This is a genomic window from Streptomyces sp. NPDC031265, assembly GCF_055570295.1.
The window spans coordinates 173167-188783 of record NZ_JBVIHM010000001.1; the positions used below are offsets into that span (position 1 = coordinate 173167).

At 71.0% G+C, this 15617-nt stretch carries 11 protein-coding genes; 4 read left to right on the forward strand and 7 right to left on the reverse strand.

What is annotated here, in order from left to right; all coding sequences use genetic code 11:
- The first annotated feature begins 26 nt into the window (after positions 1–26).
- Positions 27–581 (forward strand): RNA 2'-phosphotransferase, encoded by a 555-nt coding sequence (locus tag ACZ499_RS00820; protein WP_468670769.1) that lies wholly within the window; start codon positions 27–29, stop codon positions 579–581.
- A gap of 65 nt (positions 582–646) precedes the next feature.
- A complete protein-coding gene (locus ACZ499_RS00825; RefSeq protein ID WP_468670771.1) occupies positions 647–1108 on the forward strand; it encodes a hypothetical protein in 462 nt (153 codons plus the stop codon).
- 73 nt (positions 1109–1181) lie between these two features.
- Here ACZ499_RS00825 and ACZ499_RS00830 read toward each other — a convergent pair whose 3' ends face one another.
- A complete protein-coding gene (locus ACZ499_RS00830) occupies positions 1182–2078 on the reverse strand; it encodes an LLM class flavin-dependent oxidoreductase (protein ID WP_468670773.1) in 897 nt (298 codons plus the stop codon).
- A 282-nt stretch (positions 2079–2360) separates the two neighbouring features.
- Between ACZ499_RS00830 and ACZ499_RS00835 the strand changes: the two genes are divergently transcribed.
- The gene (locus tag ACZ499_RS00835) at positions 2361–3239 is read left to right on the forward strand and encodes a Cof-type HAD-IIB family hydrolase (protein WP_468670775.1); all 879 of its coding nucleotides are present in this window, start codon (positions 2361–2363) and stop codon (positions 3237–3239) included.
- A gap of 45 nt (positions 3240–3284) precedes the next feature.
- On the opposite strand, the gene ACZ499_RS00840 is transcribed toward ACZ499_RS00835, so the two are convergent.
- The 6 genes from ACZ499_RS00840 to hisC form a co-directional block, all read right to left on the reverse strand.
- Positions 3285–4364 carry a M23 family metallopeptidase gene (locus ACZ499_RS00840; protein ID WP_468670778.1) on the reverse strand — a complete coding sequence of 360 codons (1080 nt, stop codon included), beginning with the start codon at positions 4362–4364 and terminating at the stop codon, positions 3285–3287.
- 147 nt (positions 4365–4511) lie between these two features.
- Positions 4512–6242 carry a GAF domain-containing sensor histidine kinase gene (locus ACZ499_RS00845; protein ID WP_468670781.1) on the reverse strand — a complete coding sequence of 577 codons (1731 nt, stop codon included), beginning with the start codon at positions 6240–6242 and terminating at the stop codon, positions 4512–4514.
- A gap of 157 nt (positions 6243–6399) precedes the next feature.
- Positions 6400–9957, reverse strand: coding sequence for a thiol reductant ABC exporter subunit CydD (cydD, locus tag ACZ499_RS00850; RefSeq protein ID WP_468670783.1), 3558 nt, complete (start codon positions 9955–9957; stop codon positions 6400–6402).
- A gap of 77 nt (positions 9958–10034) precedes the next feature.
- On the reverse strand, positions 10035–11036 hold the full coding sequence (gene cydB, locus ACZ499_RS00855; protein ID WP_468670785.1) for a cytochrome d ubiquinol oxidase subunit II: 1002 nt from the start codon (positions 11034–11036) through the stop codon (positions 10035–10037).
- Positions 11037–11054: 18 nt separating this feature from the next.
- On the reverse strand, positions 11055–12563 hold the full coding sequence (locus ACZ499_RS00860) for a cytochrome ubiquinol oxidase subunit I (RefSeq protein WP_468670787.1): 1509 nt from the start codon (positions 12561–12563) through the stop codon (positions 11055–11057).
- 389 nt (positions 12564–12952) lie between these two features.
- A complete protein-coding gene (hisC, locus tag ACZ499_RS00865) occupies positions 12953–14032 on the reverse strand; it encodes a histidinol-phosphate transaminase (RefSeq protein ID WP_468408212.1) in 1080 nt (359 codons plus the stop codon).
- 403 nt (positions 14033–14435) lie between these two features.
- On the opposite strand from hisC, the gene ACZ499_RS00870 reads away from it, so the two are divergent.
- Positions 14436–15611, forward strand: a complete 1176-nt coding sequence (locus ACZ499_RS00870; RefSeq protein ID WP_468670790.1) for a LacI family DNA-binding transcriptional regulator — start codon at positions 14436–14438, stop codon at positions 15609–15611.
- Positions 15612–15617: the final 6 nt, after the last annotated feature.

The window sequence follows — 15617 nt, forward strand, 5'->3', positions numbered from 1 at the left end:
CGGTCCCTGCCCGGCACCCTGGCGGCATGGCCGAAACACCGGACGACAGACGCACCGTGAAGGTGTCCAAATACCTGTCGAAACACCTGCGCCACCAGCCCGAACGCATCGGACTGACCCTCGACCCGCACGGCTGGGTCGAGATCGGCACCTTGCTGCGGGCGGCTGCCGCGCACCGCTTCCCCATCACCCGTGCCGAGCTCGACCATGTCGTCGCCGTCAACGACAAGCGCCGGTTCGCGATCGAGGGCGACCGGATCCGGGCCAGTCAGGGCCACACCGTCGCCGTCGACCTGGGCCTGCCGGCCGCCGAGCCGCCCGCGTACCTCTACCACGGCACCGTGGCCCGCAGCCTGGACGCGATCCGGGCCGAGGGGCTGCGGCCCATGGCCCGCCACCATGTGCACCTCTCCGCCGACCGCGAGACGGCGACCCGGGTCGGTGCCCGGCGCGGCCGCCCCGTCGTCCTGAGCGTGGACACCGCGGCGATGCGGCGGGACGGCCATGTCTTCCACATCAGCGCGAACGGGGTGTGGCTCACCGACTCCGTACCGCCGAAGTACCTGCGCCTTCCGGAGTGAGGTCCGCTGCCGAGTGAGGCCCGCTGCCGGGTCAGGTCGTGCTCTCCGATGGGATGATCGACGGCATGGCACATCCGCGTCTGCCCAGCACCGAGAGCGCCGTCGCCGCGATCCGCGAGGTCGCCCGCGCGCACCACCTCGCCGTCGAGGTCACCCACGACATAGGCGCCGACCGCTCCTCGCGCCGCAGCTCGGCCGGGGCGTTCGCCGTCCTGGACCCGGACGGCTCGCTTCCGCACGAGGCGTTCGTCGAGCTCGGCGGCTCTCCCGCCGTCACCGTGCAGCTCTTCACGGAGGACGACGCGAAGATCACCGTCGACGGTGTGGAGTTCAACGACGTGCCGCGCGACGCGGTTCCCGCGTTCCTCCGCTCGGTCTACGGCGACCTGGCGTACGTCAGGGGCCGCTTCTTCCCGCCGGGGTGGTGGCTGGTGGTGCCGCTGCCCGGCGACGAGACGTACAAGGAACTCGTCCTCGGCGGCACGCTCACACCCTGGCTGAGCGGACGCGTACGCGCCAAGAGCTGAGCCGCGCAGGCCGTACGGGCCCGGGAGCGGCGGCAGGGCGGGGAACGGGGGCATCGTCAGTGCCCCCGCCGTGTCAGCGCAGTTGCGCCAGCCCCTCCGTGGCGATCTGCTCGAACACCTTCCGGTCTGCGGCGAAGCCCGAGTCCGGGATCGGCGCGTGCAGAACGATCTCCGTCACACCGAGCTCGAAGTGCCTGCCCGCGAAGTCCACGAAGGAGTCGAGCGACTCCAGTACCCGCCCGGGCTCCGGCGTGAAGCCGGTAAGCAGGATCTTGTCCAGTTCGTCCGCATCACGGCCGATGTCGTCGCAGGCCTCGCCGAGCTTCTTGATCTGGCCGCGGATCGCCTCGACCGACTGGTCGGGCGTGCCCGACTCGAAGAGCTTCGGGTCGCCCGTGGTCACCCACGCCTGCCCGTGCCGCGCAGCCAGCTTCAGCCCGCGCGGACCGGTCGCCGCCACGGCGAACGGCAGCCGCGGCCGCTGCACGCAGCCGGGGACGTTGCGCGCCTCGACCGCCGAGTAGAAGGTGCCCTCGGACGTCACCGAGTCCTCGGTCAGCAGTCGGTCGAGCAGCGGCACGAACTCGGCGAAGCGGTCGGCCCGCTCGCGTGGCGTCCACGCCTGCTGGCCGAGCGCGGTGGCGTCGAAGCCGTTGCCACCGGCCCCGATCCCGAGCGTGATCCGGCCGTTCGAGACGTCGTCGAGCGTTATCAGGTCCTTGGCGAGGGTCACCGGGTGCCTGAAGTTCGGCGAGGTGACCAGCGTGCCGAGCCGCATCCTCGACGTGGCGGCAGCAGCGGCGGTCAACGTCGGCACCGCGCCGAACCACGGCCCTTCGCGGAACGTCCGCCAGGACAGGTGGTCGTAGGTGTACGCGGTGTGGAAGCCCAGCTCCTCGGCTCGCAGCCACTCGTCGCGACCGCCGTCGTGCCAGCGGCGTACCGGAAGAATCACAGTGCTCAGACGCATACCTACGACACTAACGGCTGCCTCTGACACTCCCGGCCTCCCACCGTCGCCCCTGGCATCTCACTGGCCTCGGCCCGGTGGTGCCGGGGAGGGGCTCGCCGGCCTCGCCGCGGGTGCGCCGGGCAGCAAGGCAGGCGGGCAGGGGTGGCCAGAGTCTCGCACCAGGGCCAGCAGAGGTTGGCTGGAGCCCGGCGCCTCATGCGCCCCCTGCGCCCCGCACGCCCCAGCGTGCGTACTCACATGTGCGCTCCCTCGCACGCCCGTGCATCGGTATACGGGAGAATGGGATCTGTGACCTCAGCCACCGAGCCCCTCCCCGCCGAGCACCCCGCCCCTGTCGTCCCCCGGCTCATCGCGACCGACCTGGACGGCACGTTGCTGCGCGACGACAAGTCCGTCTCGGAGCGTACGGTCGCGGCGCTCGCGGCCGCCGAGGAGGCGGGTATCGAGGTCTTCTTCGTCACCGGTCGCCCCGCCCGCTGGATGGACGTGGTCAGTGACCACGTCCACGGCCACGGCCTGGCCATCTGCGGCAACGGCGCGGCCGTCGTCGATCTGCACGACGGGGTCGGCGAGCACCGCTTCGTCAAGGTCCGCCCGCTGGAGCGTGCGGCCGCCCTGGAAGTCGTCGAGATCCTGCGCGCCGCCGTCCCTGGCACGTCCTTCGCCGTCGAGCAGACCGGTGGGCTCCACCACGAACGGCCCTATCCGCCGTTGTTGATGTATGCCGCCAGCAGCATCGCGCCCGCCGAGAAGCTGCTGGCCGAGGACGCCGACACGGTCGCTGAGCCCATCCTCAAGGTGCTCGCCCACCACCCGGATCTGCCGCCCGACGACTTCCTCGCGCTGGCCCGCAAGGCCGTGGGGGCACGCGCCGAGATCACCCGGTCCAGTCCGACCGCGCTCCTGGAAATCAGCGGCCCCGGCGTCTCCAAAGCGTCCACGCTCGAACTGTGCTGCGCCGAGCGTGGCATCACCCCCGCCGAGGTCGTCGCCTTCGGCGACATGCCCAACGACGTCGAGATGCTCACCTGGGCGGGCACCTCGTACGCCATGGGCAACGCCCACCCGGACGTCGTGGCCGCCGCCTCGGGTCACACGGTCGCCAACAACGACGACGGCGTGGCGGTCGTCATCGAGCGGATCCTCGCCTCCCTCTGAGCCGCACTCCCGCAACGCGCGCGTCCCTCAGCGGCAGAGCCGGCGTCACGGGCCGTCCGCTTCGGGCTCGGCGGCGTTGCTGTGCAGCGTCACCCCGCGCTCGCTCAGCCACGGAACCGGATCGACCGCCGAGCCCATCTCGGGGGTGAGCCTGATCTCGAAGTGAAGGTGCGGGCCGGTCGAGTTGCCGGTGGTGCCCGCCTGACCGATCCACTGACCGGCGCTCACACGGTCGCCCTGGTCCACGGTGACCGCCGCGAGATGCGCGTACTGCGAGTAGTAGCCGCCGGGGTGCCTGACGACGACCTGGATCCCGAAGCCGCCACCGCACGAGACGGAGACGACCCGGCCCGCGCCGACCGCCCGTACCGGCGTGCCGATGTCCACCGCGAAGTCCTGGCCGGTGTGGCGCTGGGCCCAGCGCTCGCCCGCGCTGTCGAAGCCCGCCGACAGCCGGTACATCTCCACGGGCGCCGTCCACGCACTCGCGGGGCGTGAGCCCGGCGGCTCCTCAAGGCGTACGGCGCCACGGCACCGGCCCGCCGCCACGCTCCGGTCGGCCTCGCCCTGGAGCTCCCGGCGCGCCTCCTCCAGGCGCGCTGCGATGGACTTCTTGATGCCCTCCAGCTGGCCCCTGCGGTCCGCGAGGTCGTGCCAGGCGTCCTGTGCCCGCCGCTGGGCCGTTGTGAGCCGCCCTTCTGCGCGCCGCGCCTTCCCATAGAGCCTGGCCACGGCCATGTCGGCCTGCCAGGACAGCCGCTGACCGCGCATCAGCTCCTCAGGGTCGTCGGCGAGCAGCAGCTGTGCGGTGTACGCGATGTTCCCGCCGGTCCGGTACTGGGCACGGGCCACCCGGCCCATGTCGTCATGGAGCCGTACGAGATCGCGCCGCCGGTCAGCGAGAAGCCGGTCGAGCCACTCCGCCTTCGCCCGCTGGGCCTCGGCCGCACGTCTTCCCTGCTCATATGCGGCGGTCACATGGGCGGCGTTCAGATAGCGCCGTGCCACGGCCAGGCTCGTACGGGGCACATCGGGGTCGTCGGCGGCCGTGGCGGCGGGAGTGAGCGGCCCGGCGAGGACACACAGGACCAGCGTGAGGGCCCTGCACAGGTGTCCGAGACGCATGCCCGGATCGTCGCGCGGCCGGAGCATGTTTCACGTGAAACACACCTATCGCCCGGGGGCCTCTCCCCCCAAGTGGCGTACAGATACGAGATCGAGGCGGCCCGCGCCCCGTGGCGGTCGGGGTTCAGCGGGCTCGCGGCCTGCCCCCTAAAGCGGGGCCTCCCACACCACTGCCGTCCCGCCGCCGTCCTCCCCGGTCCCGGGCCCGTACGTACTGGACCCGCCCAGCGCCTCCGCGCGCCGCCCCAGATTGCGCAGCCCGCTGCGGCGCCCGCCCTCGGGGATGCCGACCCCGTTGTCCGCGACGATGAGCCGCACGCCCTGACTCCCGTCCGGGAGCTGGACGGTGGCGTCCACGACGACCTCGATACGCGAGGCCGCGGCGTGCCGGAAGGCGTTGGAAAGCGCCTCGCGCAGGGCCGCGATGAGGTTCTTGCCGGTCAGCTCACCGACCAGGGCGTCGACCGGTCCGACGAAGCGGTGCGCGGGCCTGAAGCCGAGCGGCACCGCCGCCATGTTGATCTCCCGCAGCACCCGGGTGCGCAGCCCGGACGGCGCCTCGACCGGCCCCTGCTGGAGCGCGAAGATCGCCGTGCGGATCTCCTGGATCGTCACGTCCAGCTCGTCGACGGCCTTGCCGACGCCCCGCTGCACCTCGGGCACGACCGACTTGCGCTGGGCGCCCTCCAGCATCATCCCGGTGGCGAACAGCCGCTGGATGACCAGGTCGTGGAGGTCCCGGGCGATGCGGTCGCGGTCCTCGTACACGGCGAGCCGCTCCCGGTCCCGCTGCGCCTCCGCCATCATCAGCGCGAGCGCCGCCTGTGAGGCGAACTGCGTGGCCAGCGTCCGCTCCGCCTCGGTGAACGGGCGGCCTCCCCGCGCACGCGGGGTGGCGAGCGCGCCCAGCACCCGGCCGCCGCTGTGCAGCGGCAGCATCATGCTCGGCCCGTACCGCTCCGCGAGTTTGGTGATCATCCGGGCGTCGGTCGCCGCGTCGTCCATGAAGACCGCCTCGCCGTCCAGAAGTGTGGCGACGACCGGGCTCTCCGGGGGAATCACCACGCCCAGCACCGAGCCTGGTTCCTCGGAGGAGACGGCGACGATCTCAAGGCCGCCCTCCTCGGCGGGCAGCAGCACGATTCCGGCGGCGGAGTCCGCGAGGTGCCGGGCCTGCTCGGCGACGACCTCCAGGGCGTCGTCCGCGTCGCCGCCCGAGAGCAGCGCGGTGGTGACGGCGACCGATCCGTCGATCCACCGCTCCCGCTGGCGCGCCGCCTCGTACAGCCGGGCGTTGCCGATCGCGATCCCCGCCTCGGTGGCCAGCACCCGCACCATGTGCAGGTCGTAGTCGTTGAACGCGGCCCCGCCGCTCTTCTCCGTGAGATAGAGGTTCCCGAAGACCTCGCCCTGCACCCGGATGGGAACTCCGAGGAAAGTCCGCATCGGTGGGTGGTGCGCGGGGAATCCAGCCGAGCGCGAGTCTGCGGAGAGGTCTCCGAGCCGCAGCGGCTCGGGGTGGTGGATCAGCCAGCCGAGCAGCCCCCGGTGACCGTCCGGCCGTCGGCCGATTGCGGCGGCCTCCTCGAACGTGACGCCGTACGTCACGAAGTCGGAGAGTCCCGTGCCCGTCTCGTCGACGACCCCGATCGCCGCGTACCGGGCATCGGCCAGCTCGGCGGCGGTCTCGCAGATCCGGTCGAGCGTGGAGTGCAGCTCCAGGCCGGTACCGACGGAACGCATCGCCTCAAGCAGCTGCGGCACGCGCGCGGTGAGCTCGGTGGACAGACCCTGGAGGCTTCGGGTGGCCAGGGTCGCCGCTTCGAGCGCGTCACGGTCCTTGGTGTCCTGGGGGTCCTTCGGATCCGGCACTGACATGCCCTTGAGCCTAGTAAGTCCCAATTGGCGAGGAAAGTCGGACCTGGCGGGCGGCAGGGGGGCACAGCCTCGAAGGGCCAGGGCGCAGACCGGAAGACCGGGCGAGGATCGCGACAGCTGGGGCTCCGCAGAGCGGAGCCCCAGCACGGAGCCCGCCTCAAGCCGGGCGGCCCGGCTGGAGGAGGTCGCTGTCGCGCTCACGCTCCAGCATCCGCCGCAGCTCCCCGTCGACCAGGGCGAGTTCGTCGTACGCCCCGCGCTGCACGACCCGGCCCTCGGCCAGCACCACCACCTCGTCCACAGCGTCCAGGCCACGCAGCCGGTGGGTGATCAGCACGGTCGTCCGGCCCTCCGTCACCCGCAGCAGATCCGCCGTGAGCGCGTCGGCCGTCGCCAGGTCCAGATGCTCGGCGGGCTCGTCCAGGACCAGCACCGGGAAGTCGGCCAGGATCGCTCGGGCCAGCGCGAGCCGCTGGCGCTGGCCGCCCGAGAGCCGGGCGCCGTGCTCCCCGACGAGGGTGTCGAGGCCGTCGGGCAGCCCGTCCACCCAGTCGAGCAGCCGTGCCGCGGCCAACGCGTCCCGCAGCGCGTCCTCGTCCGCGCCGGTACGGGCCAGCCGCAGGTTCTCTCGTACGGAGCTGTCGAAGATGTGGGCGTCCTGGGCACAGAGCCCCACGAGGCGGCGGACGTCGTCGCTCGCAAGCCCCGCCGCGTCCTTCCCGCCGATCCGGTACGTGCCCTCGCGCGCGTCCAGGAAGCGCAGCAGCACCTGGGCGAGGGTGGTCTTGCCGGACCCGGAGGTCCCGACGACGGCGACACGCCGGCCCGGGGTGAGCGTCAGCGTGAAGTCACTCAGCGCGTCCCGGCTCTGCCCGTCGTACCGGGCGGCAAGCCCCCGCACCTCCAGGGGGAAGGGCGACGCGGGTGCGGTGGCCGGGTGCTCCGGCTCCCGTACCGGCACGGGTGCGTCGAGCACCTCGTACACCCGCTCGGCGCTACGCCTGACCCGCTGGCGCGCCTGTACGGCGAGCGGCAGACCGTTGACGGCTTCGAAGGCGGCGAGCGGCACCAGGACCACAACGGCGAGCCGTACCCCGTCCAGGCGCCCGTCGGCGACCGCCTGAACCCCTACGAGGGCCGCGGCCGCCACGGTCAGTCCGCAGGTCAGCGCGGAGAGGCCGCCGCCGAGCGCGGTGGCGGCAGCGGCCCGCGACGCGATCCGCGTGAGCGCCGAGTCGGCGGCCTTCGCCTCCCGGCTACGGCGGGCGAGCGCGCCCGCCACCGTCAACTCGCCCGTTCCGGTGAGCAGATCGGCCACCCTGGCGGCCAGGAGGCCGCGCGCGGGCGCCAGTTGGCGCTCGGCCCGACGTGCGCACGCGCCGCTGACCATCGGCACGCCCACCCCGGCGACCAGCAGCCCGATCGCGAGTACCGCCCCGGCCTCGGGCAGCAGCCAGGCGGTGAACCCGGCACTGGCCGCCGAGACCACCACGGCCGTGGCGGCGGGCAGCGCCCAGCGCAGCCAGTAGTCCTGGAGTTCGTCCACATCCGAGACCAGGCGGGACAGCAGATCGCCGCGCCTGGTGGAGCGCAGCCCGGCCGGGGCGATCCTCTCCAGCCTGCGGTACACCGCGACGCGCACCTCGGCGAGCATCCGCAGCACCGAGTCGTGGGACACCAGCCGCTCGGCGTACCGGAACACGGCCCGCCCGATGCCGAACGCCCGGGTCGCCGTCACGGCCACCATCAGATACAGCACCGGCGGCTGCTCGGAGGCCCGCGAGATGAGCCACCCGGACACGGCCGTCAGCCCCACGGCCGACCCGAGCGCCAACGCCCCCAGCACCAACGCCAGGGCGAGGCGCCCGCGCAGCCCCCCGGCCGCCCCGCGCACCCGCGCGAGCACGTCCTGGGAGGTGGCGTGCCCGTCCGAAGCAGAAGCTGATGCAGAAGCCACGGCCGGAGCTGAAGCCAGGGCCTGAGCCGGTACGGGAACGTCAGTACGGGAAGTCATCGCTGCAACCGCCTCGCCGACCCCGTACACCGCCTCCCGCGCCACCGCCCCGCCGTCCCCGCCCCCGGCCGGCCGCAGCTCCACCACCCGGTCCGCGACCGCGAGCAGGGCGGGGCGGTGGACCACCAGCAGTACGGTGCGGCCCGCCGACAGCCTCCCTACCGCGTCGACGATGCCCGCTTCGGTCGCCCCGTCCAGCGCCGCCGTGGGCTCGTCGAGGAGCAGGACCGGCCGGTCCGCGAGGAACGCCCTTGCCAGCGCGAGCCGTTGGCGCTGACCGGCGGAGAGCCCGGCGCCGTCCTCCCCCAGTTCGGTCCCAAGACCCTCGGGCAGCGCCGTCACGAACTCCAGGGCGCCCGCGTCCCGCAGGGCGTCCCGTACCGCTGTGTCGTCCGCGTCCGGCCGTGCGAGGCGTACGTTCTCCGCGATCGTCCCGGCGAACAGGTGCGGCCGCTGCGGCACCCAGGCGATCCGCTCGCGCCACTGCTCCAGCGAAAGCGCCCCCAGATCGGTGCCGGAGATCCGCACCTGGCCCTCGTCCGGCGCCACGAAGCCCAGCACCGCGCCCAGGAGCGTCGACTTCCCGACACCGCTCGGCCCGGTCAGCGCCACTGTCTCGCCCGGCTCCACCACCAGGGATGCGGTGGCCAACGACGGTTCGGTGCGGCCTGAATGACGAATCGTCACCCGGTCGACCTCGATCCGTACGGGACCGGCCGGCACCACACCCGTACCGCCCTCGGGCAGCGGGGTCTCCAGGACCTCGAAGATCTCCTCGGCGGCCGACAGCCCCTCCGCCGCAGCGTGGTACTGCGCGCCGACCTGCCGCAGCGGCAGATACGCCTCCGGGGCGAGGACCAGGATCACCAGCCCGGTGTAGAGGTCCAGATCGCCGTGGACCAAGCGCATGCCGATGCCGACGGCGACCAGCGCCACCGACAGCGTCGCGAGGAGCTCCAGGGCGAACGACGACAGGAACGCGATCCGCAGGGTCTTCAGCGTGGCCCGGCGGTACTCCGAGGTGATCGTCCGGATCGACTCGGCCTGCACCTTGGCCCGGCCGAACACCTTGAGCGTCGGCAGCCCGGCGACCACGTCCAGGAAGTGCCCCGACAGCCGGGAGAGGAGCCGCCACTGGCGGTCCGTCTGCGCCTGGGTGGCCCAGCCGATCAGCGCCATGAAGAGCGGGATGAGCGGCAGGGTGACGAGGATGGTCGCGGCCGACACCCAGTCCTCGGTGACGATCCTGGCGAGCACCGCCACCGGCACCACCACCGCGAGCCCCAACTGCGGCAGATAGCGCGAGAAGTAGTCGTCGAGCGCATCCACCCCGCGGGTGGCCAGCGCGACCAGCGAGCCGGTCCGCTGGCCGCTGAGCCACTCGGGCCCCAGCAGGGCCGCCCGTTGGAGAAGCCGTCCCCGCAGCTCAGACTTGACCGCGGCGCTCGCCCGGTGGGCGGCCAGCTCGGTCAGCCAGGACACCAGCCCCCGCCCGACCGCGACCGCCCCGAGCAGCAGCAGGGGCGCCCGCAGCCCACCGGCGCCGAGGTCGTCCTGGAACGCCCCCACCACCACTTCGGCGATGAGCATCGCCTGCGCGACGACCAGCCCCGCCCCGACCAGGCCGAGGGCGACGACAGCCGCGAGGAAGAGTCGGGTGGCCCGGGCGTATCGGAGCAGTCGCGGGTCGATCGGTTTCACGTGAAACATCCCCTCGAAGGGTCAGGGGGCTACGGATCAGGGGGTGTGTTTCACGTGAAACACACCCCCGTGCGGACTCAGTGCGTCTCGGCGATGTGCTGTGTGCCGATCCGCTTGCGGAACACCCAGTACGTCCAGCCCTGGTAGAGGAGCACCACCGGGGTCGCGATGCCCGCGCACCAGGTCATGATCTTCAGCGTGTACGGGCTCGACGAGGCGTTGGAGACCGTGAGGTTCCACTCCTCGTGCAGCGAGGACGGCATGACGTTCGGGAAGAGCGTCAGGAAGAGCATCGCCACGGCGGCCGCGATCGTGATGCCCGACAGGGCGAACGACCAGCCTTCGCGACCGACCTTGATCGCCCCGACCGCCCCGACCAGGGCGACGACCGCGATCACCATCGCGACCAGGCTCTTGGTGTCACCGCGCGAGACCTGCGTCCAGATCAGGAACACGAGCGCCAGTACGGCCGTGACCAGGCCCAGCTTCAGTGCCAGCGCCCGCGACCGCTCGCGGATCTCACCGACGGTCTTCAGGGAGGTGAAGACCGAGCCGTGGAAGGTGAACAGGAACAGCGTCACCAGTCCGCCGAGGATGGCGTACGCATTGAACAGGTCCCAGAAGGTGCCCACGTACTCCTTGTGCGCGTCGATCTTCACTCCGCGCACGATGTTGCCGAAGGCCACGCCCCACAGGAACGCCGGGATCAGCGAGGTCCAGAAGATGGCCTCCTCCCAGTTGCGCTGCCACTTCTCCTCGGGCCGCTTCGCCCGGTACTCGAAGGCCACACCGCGCACGATCAGACAGACCAGGATGATCAGCAGCGGCAGATAGAAGCCGGAGAAGAGCGTGGCGTACCACTCAGGGAAGGCGGCGAAGGTCGCACCGCCCGCGGTCAGCAGCCACACCTCGTTGCCGTCCCAGACGGGCCCGATCGTGTTGATCAGGACCCGCTTCTCCGTACGGTCGCGGGCCAGCAGTTTCGTGAGGATCCCGACTCCGAAGTCGAAGCCCTCCAGGAAGAAGTAGCCGGTCCACAGGACGGCGATGAGTACGAACCAGACGTCGTGGAGTTCCATGCCTCTGTCTCCTCAGCCTCAGTACGAGAAGGCCATCGGCCGGTCGGGGTCGCGGTCGTCCCCGCCGATCTTGGTGGGCGGGTTGAGGTCGGACTCGGTGAGCTCGGGCGGTCCGGCCTTGACGTACTTCGCGAGCAGCCGCACCTCGATCACCGCGAGCACGGCGTAGAGGAGGGTGAAGACGATCATCGAGGTGAGGACCTCGCCCTGCGAGACACCGGGGGAGACCGCGTCCTTGGTGCGCAGCACGCCGTAGACGACCCAGGGCTGCCGGCCCATCTCAGTGAAGATCCAGCCCCAGGAGTTGGCGATCAGCGGGAAGCCGAGCGTCCAGATGGCGATGAACCAGTACCAGCCGGTCAGCCGGGTGCCGAGCGCTTTGTTCCGGAAGAGGACCAGGTGCGGCACCTCGTCGTCACCGGTCCTGAGGCCGGGTGCCAGCAGGAACTTCTTGCGGGTGAGCCAGAGGCCGACGGCTCCGATGGCGAAGGACGCCATGCCGAAGCCGATCATCCAGCGGAAGCCCCAGAAGGTGACCGGGATGTTGGGCCGGTAGTCGCCGGGCCCGTACTTCTGCTGCTCCTGCTTGTTCACGTCGTTGATGCCGGGAACGTACGAGGAGAAGTTGTTGTCGGCGAGGAAGGAGAGCACACCCGGGACCGAGACCTCGACGCTGTTGTGGCCCTTGGCCACGTCTCCGTAGGCGAATATCGAGAAGGGCGCCGACTTCTCGCCGTCCCACAGCGCCTCGGCCGCCGCCATCTTCATGGGCTGCTGCTTGAACATGACCTTGCCGAGCTGGTCGCCGCTGACGGCCGTGAGCAGTCCGCCCACGACGAGCGTGACCAGGCCGAGCCGGAGCGAGGTGCGCATCACCGGGATGTGCTTCTTGCGGCGCAGATGGATGGCGGAGATGCCGACCATGAACGCGCCACCGGTGAGGAAGGCCGCGGTGAGCGTGTGGAAGACGACGACCAGGGTGGTGTCCTGCGTCAGCACGTGCCAGAAGTCGGTGAGCTCCGCGCGCCCGGTGGCCTTGTTGATCTTGTAGCCGACCGGGTGCTGCATCCAGGAGTTGGCGGCCAGGATGAAGTACGCGGAGAGGATGGTGCCGATCGAGACCATCCAGATGCAGGCGAGGTGGATCTTCTTCGGCAGCTTGTCCCAGCCGAAGATCCACAGGCCGATGAAGGTCGACTCGAAGAAGAAGGCGATGAGCGCCTCGAAGGCGAGCGGGGCCCCGAAGATGTCACCCACGAACCGCGAGTAGTCGGACCAGTTCATGCCGAACTGGAACTCCTGGACGATGCCGGTGACGACGCCCATCGCGATGTTGATCAGGAAGAGCTTGCCCCAGAACTTCGTCGCCTTGAGGTACTTCTGGTTCTCAGTCCGCACCCACGCGGTCTGCAGCCCGGCCGTGAGCGCGGCGAGCGAGATCGTGAGCGGCACGAAGAGGAAGTGGTAGACGGTGGTGATGCCGAACTGCCATCGCGCCAGTGTTTCCGGCGCCAGAGCCAGATTCACAACGTCATCTCCTTACATCGCCGTGATCACAGCGGCGGTTTGCCCCTCTGATCCCACTGATTCCGGGATGAAGAGGGACACGCTTGTGAACGCGTTCACATTCACAAGCATTATGTCGCACACGCTTCCGTGACCTTCAAGCGGGGGGGGGGACCTCTGGGCGGGGCCCGTATGGGGTGAGCTCCCGGGCCCCCACGAGCGCACTGCTCGCGGGGGACTCCGATCGTCCCCACCGCCCGCACCTGGGGCGAGGAGGTCTACATCGAGACCCCGGCCTCCCCCGCGCTGGAGTCGGACGCGCGCGAGGGGGTGGGCCCGGGGCCGACCGGATCCGCCGGACAGACCCTGGGGCCGCGCCGTCCCGGACCGGGCTCGGGGCGCCAAAGGCCCTAGTTCGCCTTGCGGAAGCCTTCGGCCACCTTCAGGAAGAGGTCGTTGGCCTCGGTCTCACCGATCGTGACCCGCACGCCCTCGCCCGCGAACGGCCGGACCACCACGCCCGCCGCCTCACAGGCCTGCGCGAACTCGACCGTCCGCTCGCCGAGGCGCAGCCAGACGAAGTTCGCCTGCGTCTCGGGCACGGTCCAGCCCTGCCCGACAAGGCCCTCGTACACCCGGGCGCGCTCGCCCACCAACGAGCCGACACGCCCGAGCAGTTCGTCCTCGGCGCGCAGGGAGGCCACCGCCGCGTCCTGGGCGAGCTGGCTGACGCCGAAGGGGACGGCCGTCTTGCGCAGCGCCGCCGCCACCGGCTCGTGGGCGACGGCGAAGCCGATCCGGAGTCCGGCGAGCCCGTACGCCTTGGAGAAGGTGCGCAGCACCGCGACGTTCGGGCGGTCGCGGTAGATCTCCAGCCCGTCCGGCACGTCGGCGTCGCGGACGAACTCCTTGTACGCCTCGTCCAGGACCACCAGCACGTCCGACGGCACCCGGTCGAGGAATCGTTCCAGCTCCGCCCGGCGGACCACGGTGCCGGTCGGATTGTTCGGGTTGCAGACGAAGATCAGCCGGGTCCGGTCGGTGATCGCCTCGGCCATGGCATCCAGGTCGTGCACATCGCCCGAGGTCAGCGGCACCCTTACGGACGTCGCTCCACTGATCTGGGTAATGATCGGGTACGCCTCGAAGGAGCGCCAGGCGTAGATGACCTCGTCACCGGGGCCGGAGGTGGCCTGGAGCAGCTGCTGGGCGACCCCGACCGAGCCCGTACCGGTGGCGAGGTGGGTGAGCGGCACGCCGAAGCGGTCGGCCAGCTCGTTCATCAGACCGGTGCACGCCATGTCCGGGTAGCGGTTGAAGCTCCCGGCGGCGGCGACGACGCCCTCCATCACCCCCGGCAGCGGCGGGTAGGGGTTCTCGTTGGAGGACAGCTTGTACGCGACCGGGCCGCCGGCGGCCGCGGGCTTGCCGGGCTTGTAGGTGGGGATGCCGTCCAGCTCGGCGCGCAGCTTGGGGCTCGTCTCGCTCACCGCAGGTCCTCCTCGACCGTTCCGTCCGTACGAATACTGCTCACCTTATGAGGATTCGGCGCCCCTGCGAAGAGCCAAAAGGCATCCTCCGGGCGCGGCCGCCCCCACCGGCCCGTCCCGGGAACGCGGGCGCGCGGGGAGGGGGAGCGCACCCCGTCAAAGCCGTGCGCCGGTGGCTTGCGCCGTGGCGCGCATCCCTCGTGCAGGTGAGTTGAGTCCTCTTCGAAACATCGGGCATTCGGCAGCCTCCCACCGATCGACAACCGCCACCGCAACGCGAATCCGCCCAACTCCCATGCAAATCAAGGCGCTTAGCTACTTATGATCATGCAGAAACGTGCCTGTCAACGCGTGCATATGCACGCGGGGCAACTGTCTCGCCTCGCCCTACTATCGGCTCGCCATGACAGCAGCAGGGAAGCACCAGGTGAGCCGGTCGACCGGTCGCCGGCTGGGGAGGGCGGGCATTCGGGACGTTGCCGCCGCCGCCGGTGTCTCCATCACGACCGTCTCCGACGCGCTCAACGGCAAGGGCCGGCTCCCCGACGCCACCCGTCGCCACGTCCGCGAGGTCGCAGACCGGCTGGGCTATCGCCCATCCGCAGCGGCCCGCACGCTCCGTACCGGCAAGTCGGGCTTGATCGGCCTGACCGTGACGACATACGGGGATGAACCTTTCACCTTCACCGAGTTCGCCTATTTCGCCGAGATGGCGAGGGCCGCGACATCCGCCGCGCTCGCGCGCGGCTACGCCCTCGTCATCCTGCCCGCCACCTCACGCCGCAGCCCCGCGGACGTCTGGTCGAACGTCGCCCTCGACGGCACCGTCGTGATCGACCCCTCCGACCAGGATCCCGTCGTCACCGAACTGGTCCGCCAGGGACTTCCAGTGGTCTCCGACGGACGTCCTGCGGGTTCGCTGCCGGTGACCGCGTGGGTCGACAACGACCACGAGGCCGCCGTACTCGAACTGCTCGACCATCTCGCAGCCGCCGGCGCCCGCCGGATCGGCCTTCTCACCGGCACCACCACCGACACCTATACCCGGCTCTCCACCGAGGCATATCTGAGCTGGTGCGAGCGGGTCGGGCAGGACCCGGTCTACGAGTCCTACCCCGCCCACGACCCGTGCGCGGGCGCCGTCGCGGCCGACCGGCTGCTCGCTCGCCCGGACCGGCCCGACGCCGTGTACGGACTGTTCGACCCCAACGGCACCGATCTGCTGGCGGCCGCCCGCAGATACGGCCTGCGGGTGCCCGAGGACCTGCTGCTCGTCTGCTGCAGCGAGTCCACCGTGTACGCGAGTACCGAACCGCCCATCACCACCCTCTCGCTCAAGCCCCGGCGCATCGGCACCGCCGTGGTCCAACTGCTCATCGACGCCATCGAAGGCATCGACCACGGTCACCCGATCGAGCAGGTGATACCGACCGAACTCATCATCCGCACGTCGTCGCAGCGCCGTTCGCCGCGTACGACGGTCAGTCCCCCGCGCTCCCCCGTCGCGGAACCCAGGGGACTCGGCCAGGACCCGAACGTGCCGGACAGGAGCCCCGACAGCGATGGAGACAAGGACTAGACCAAC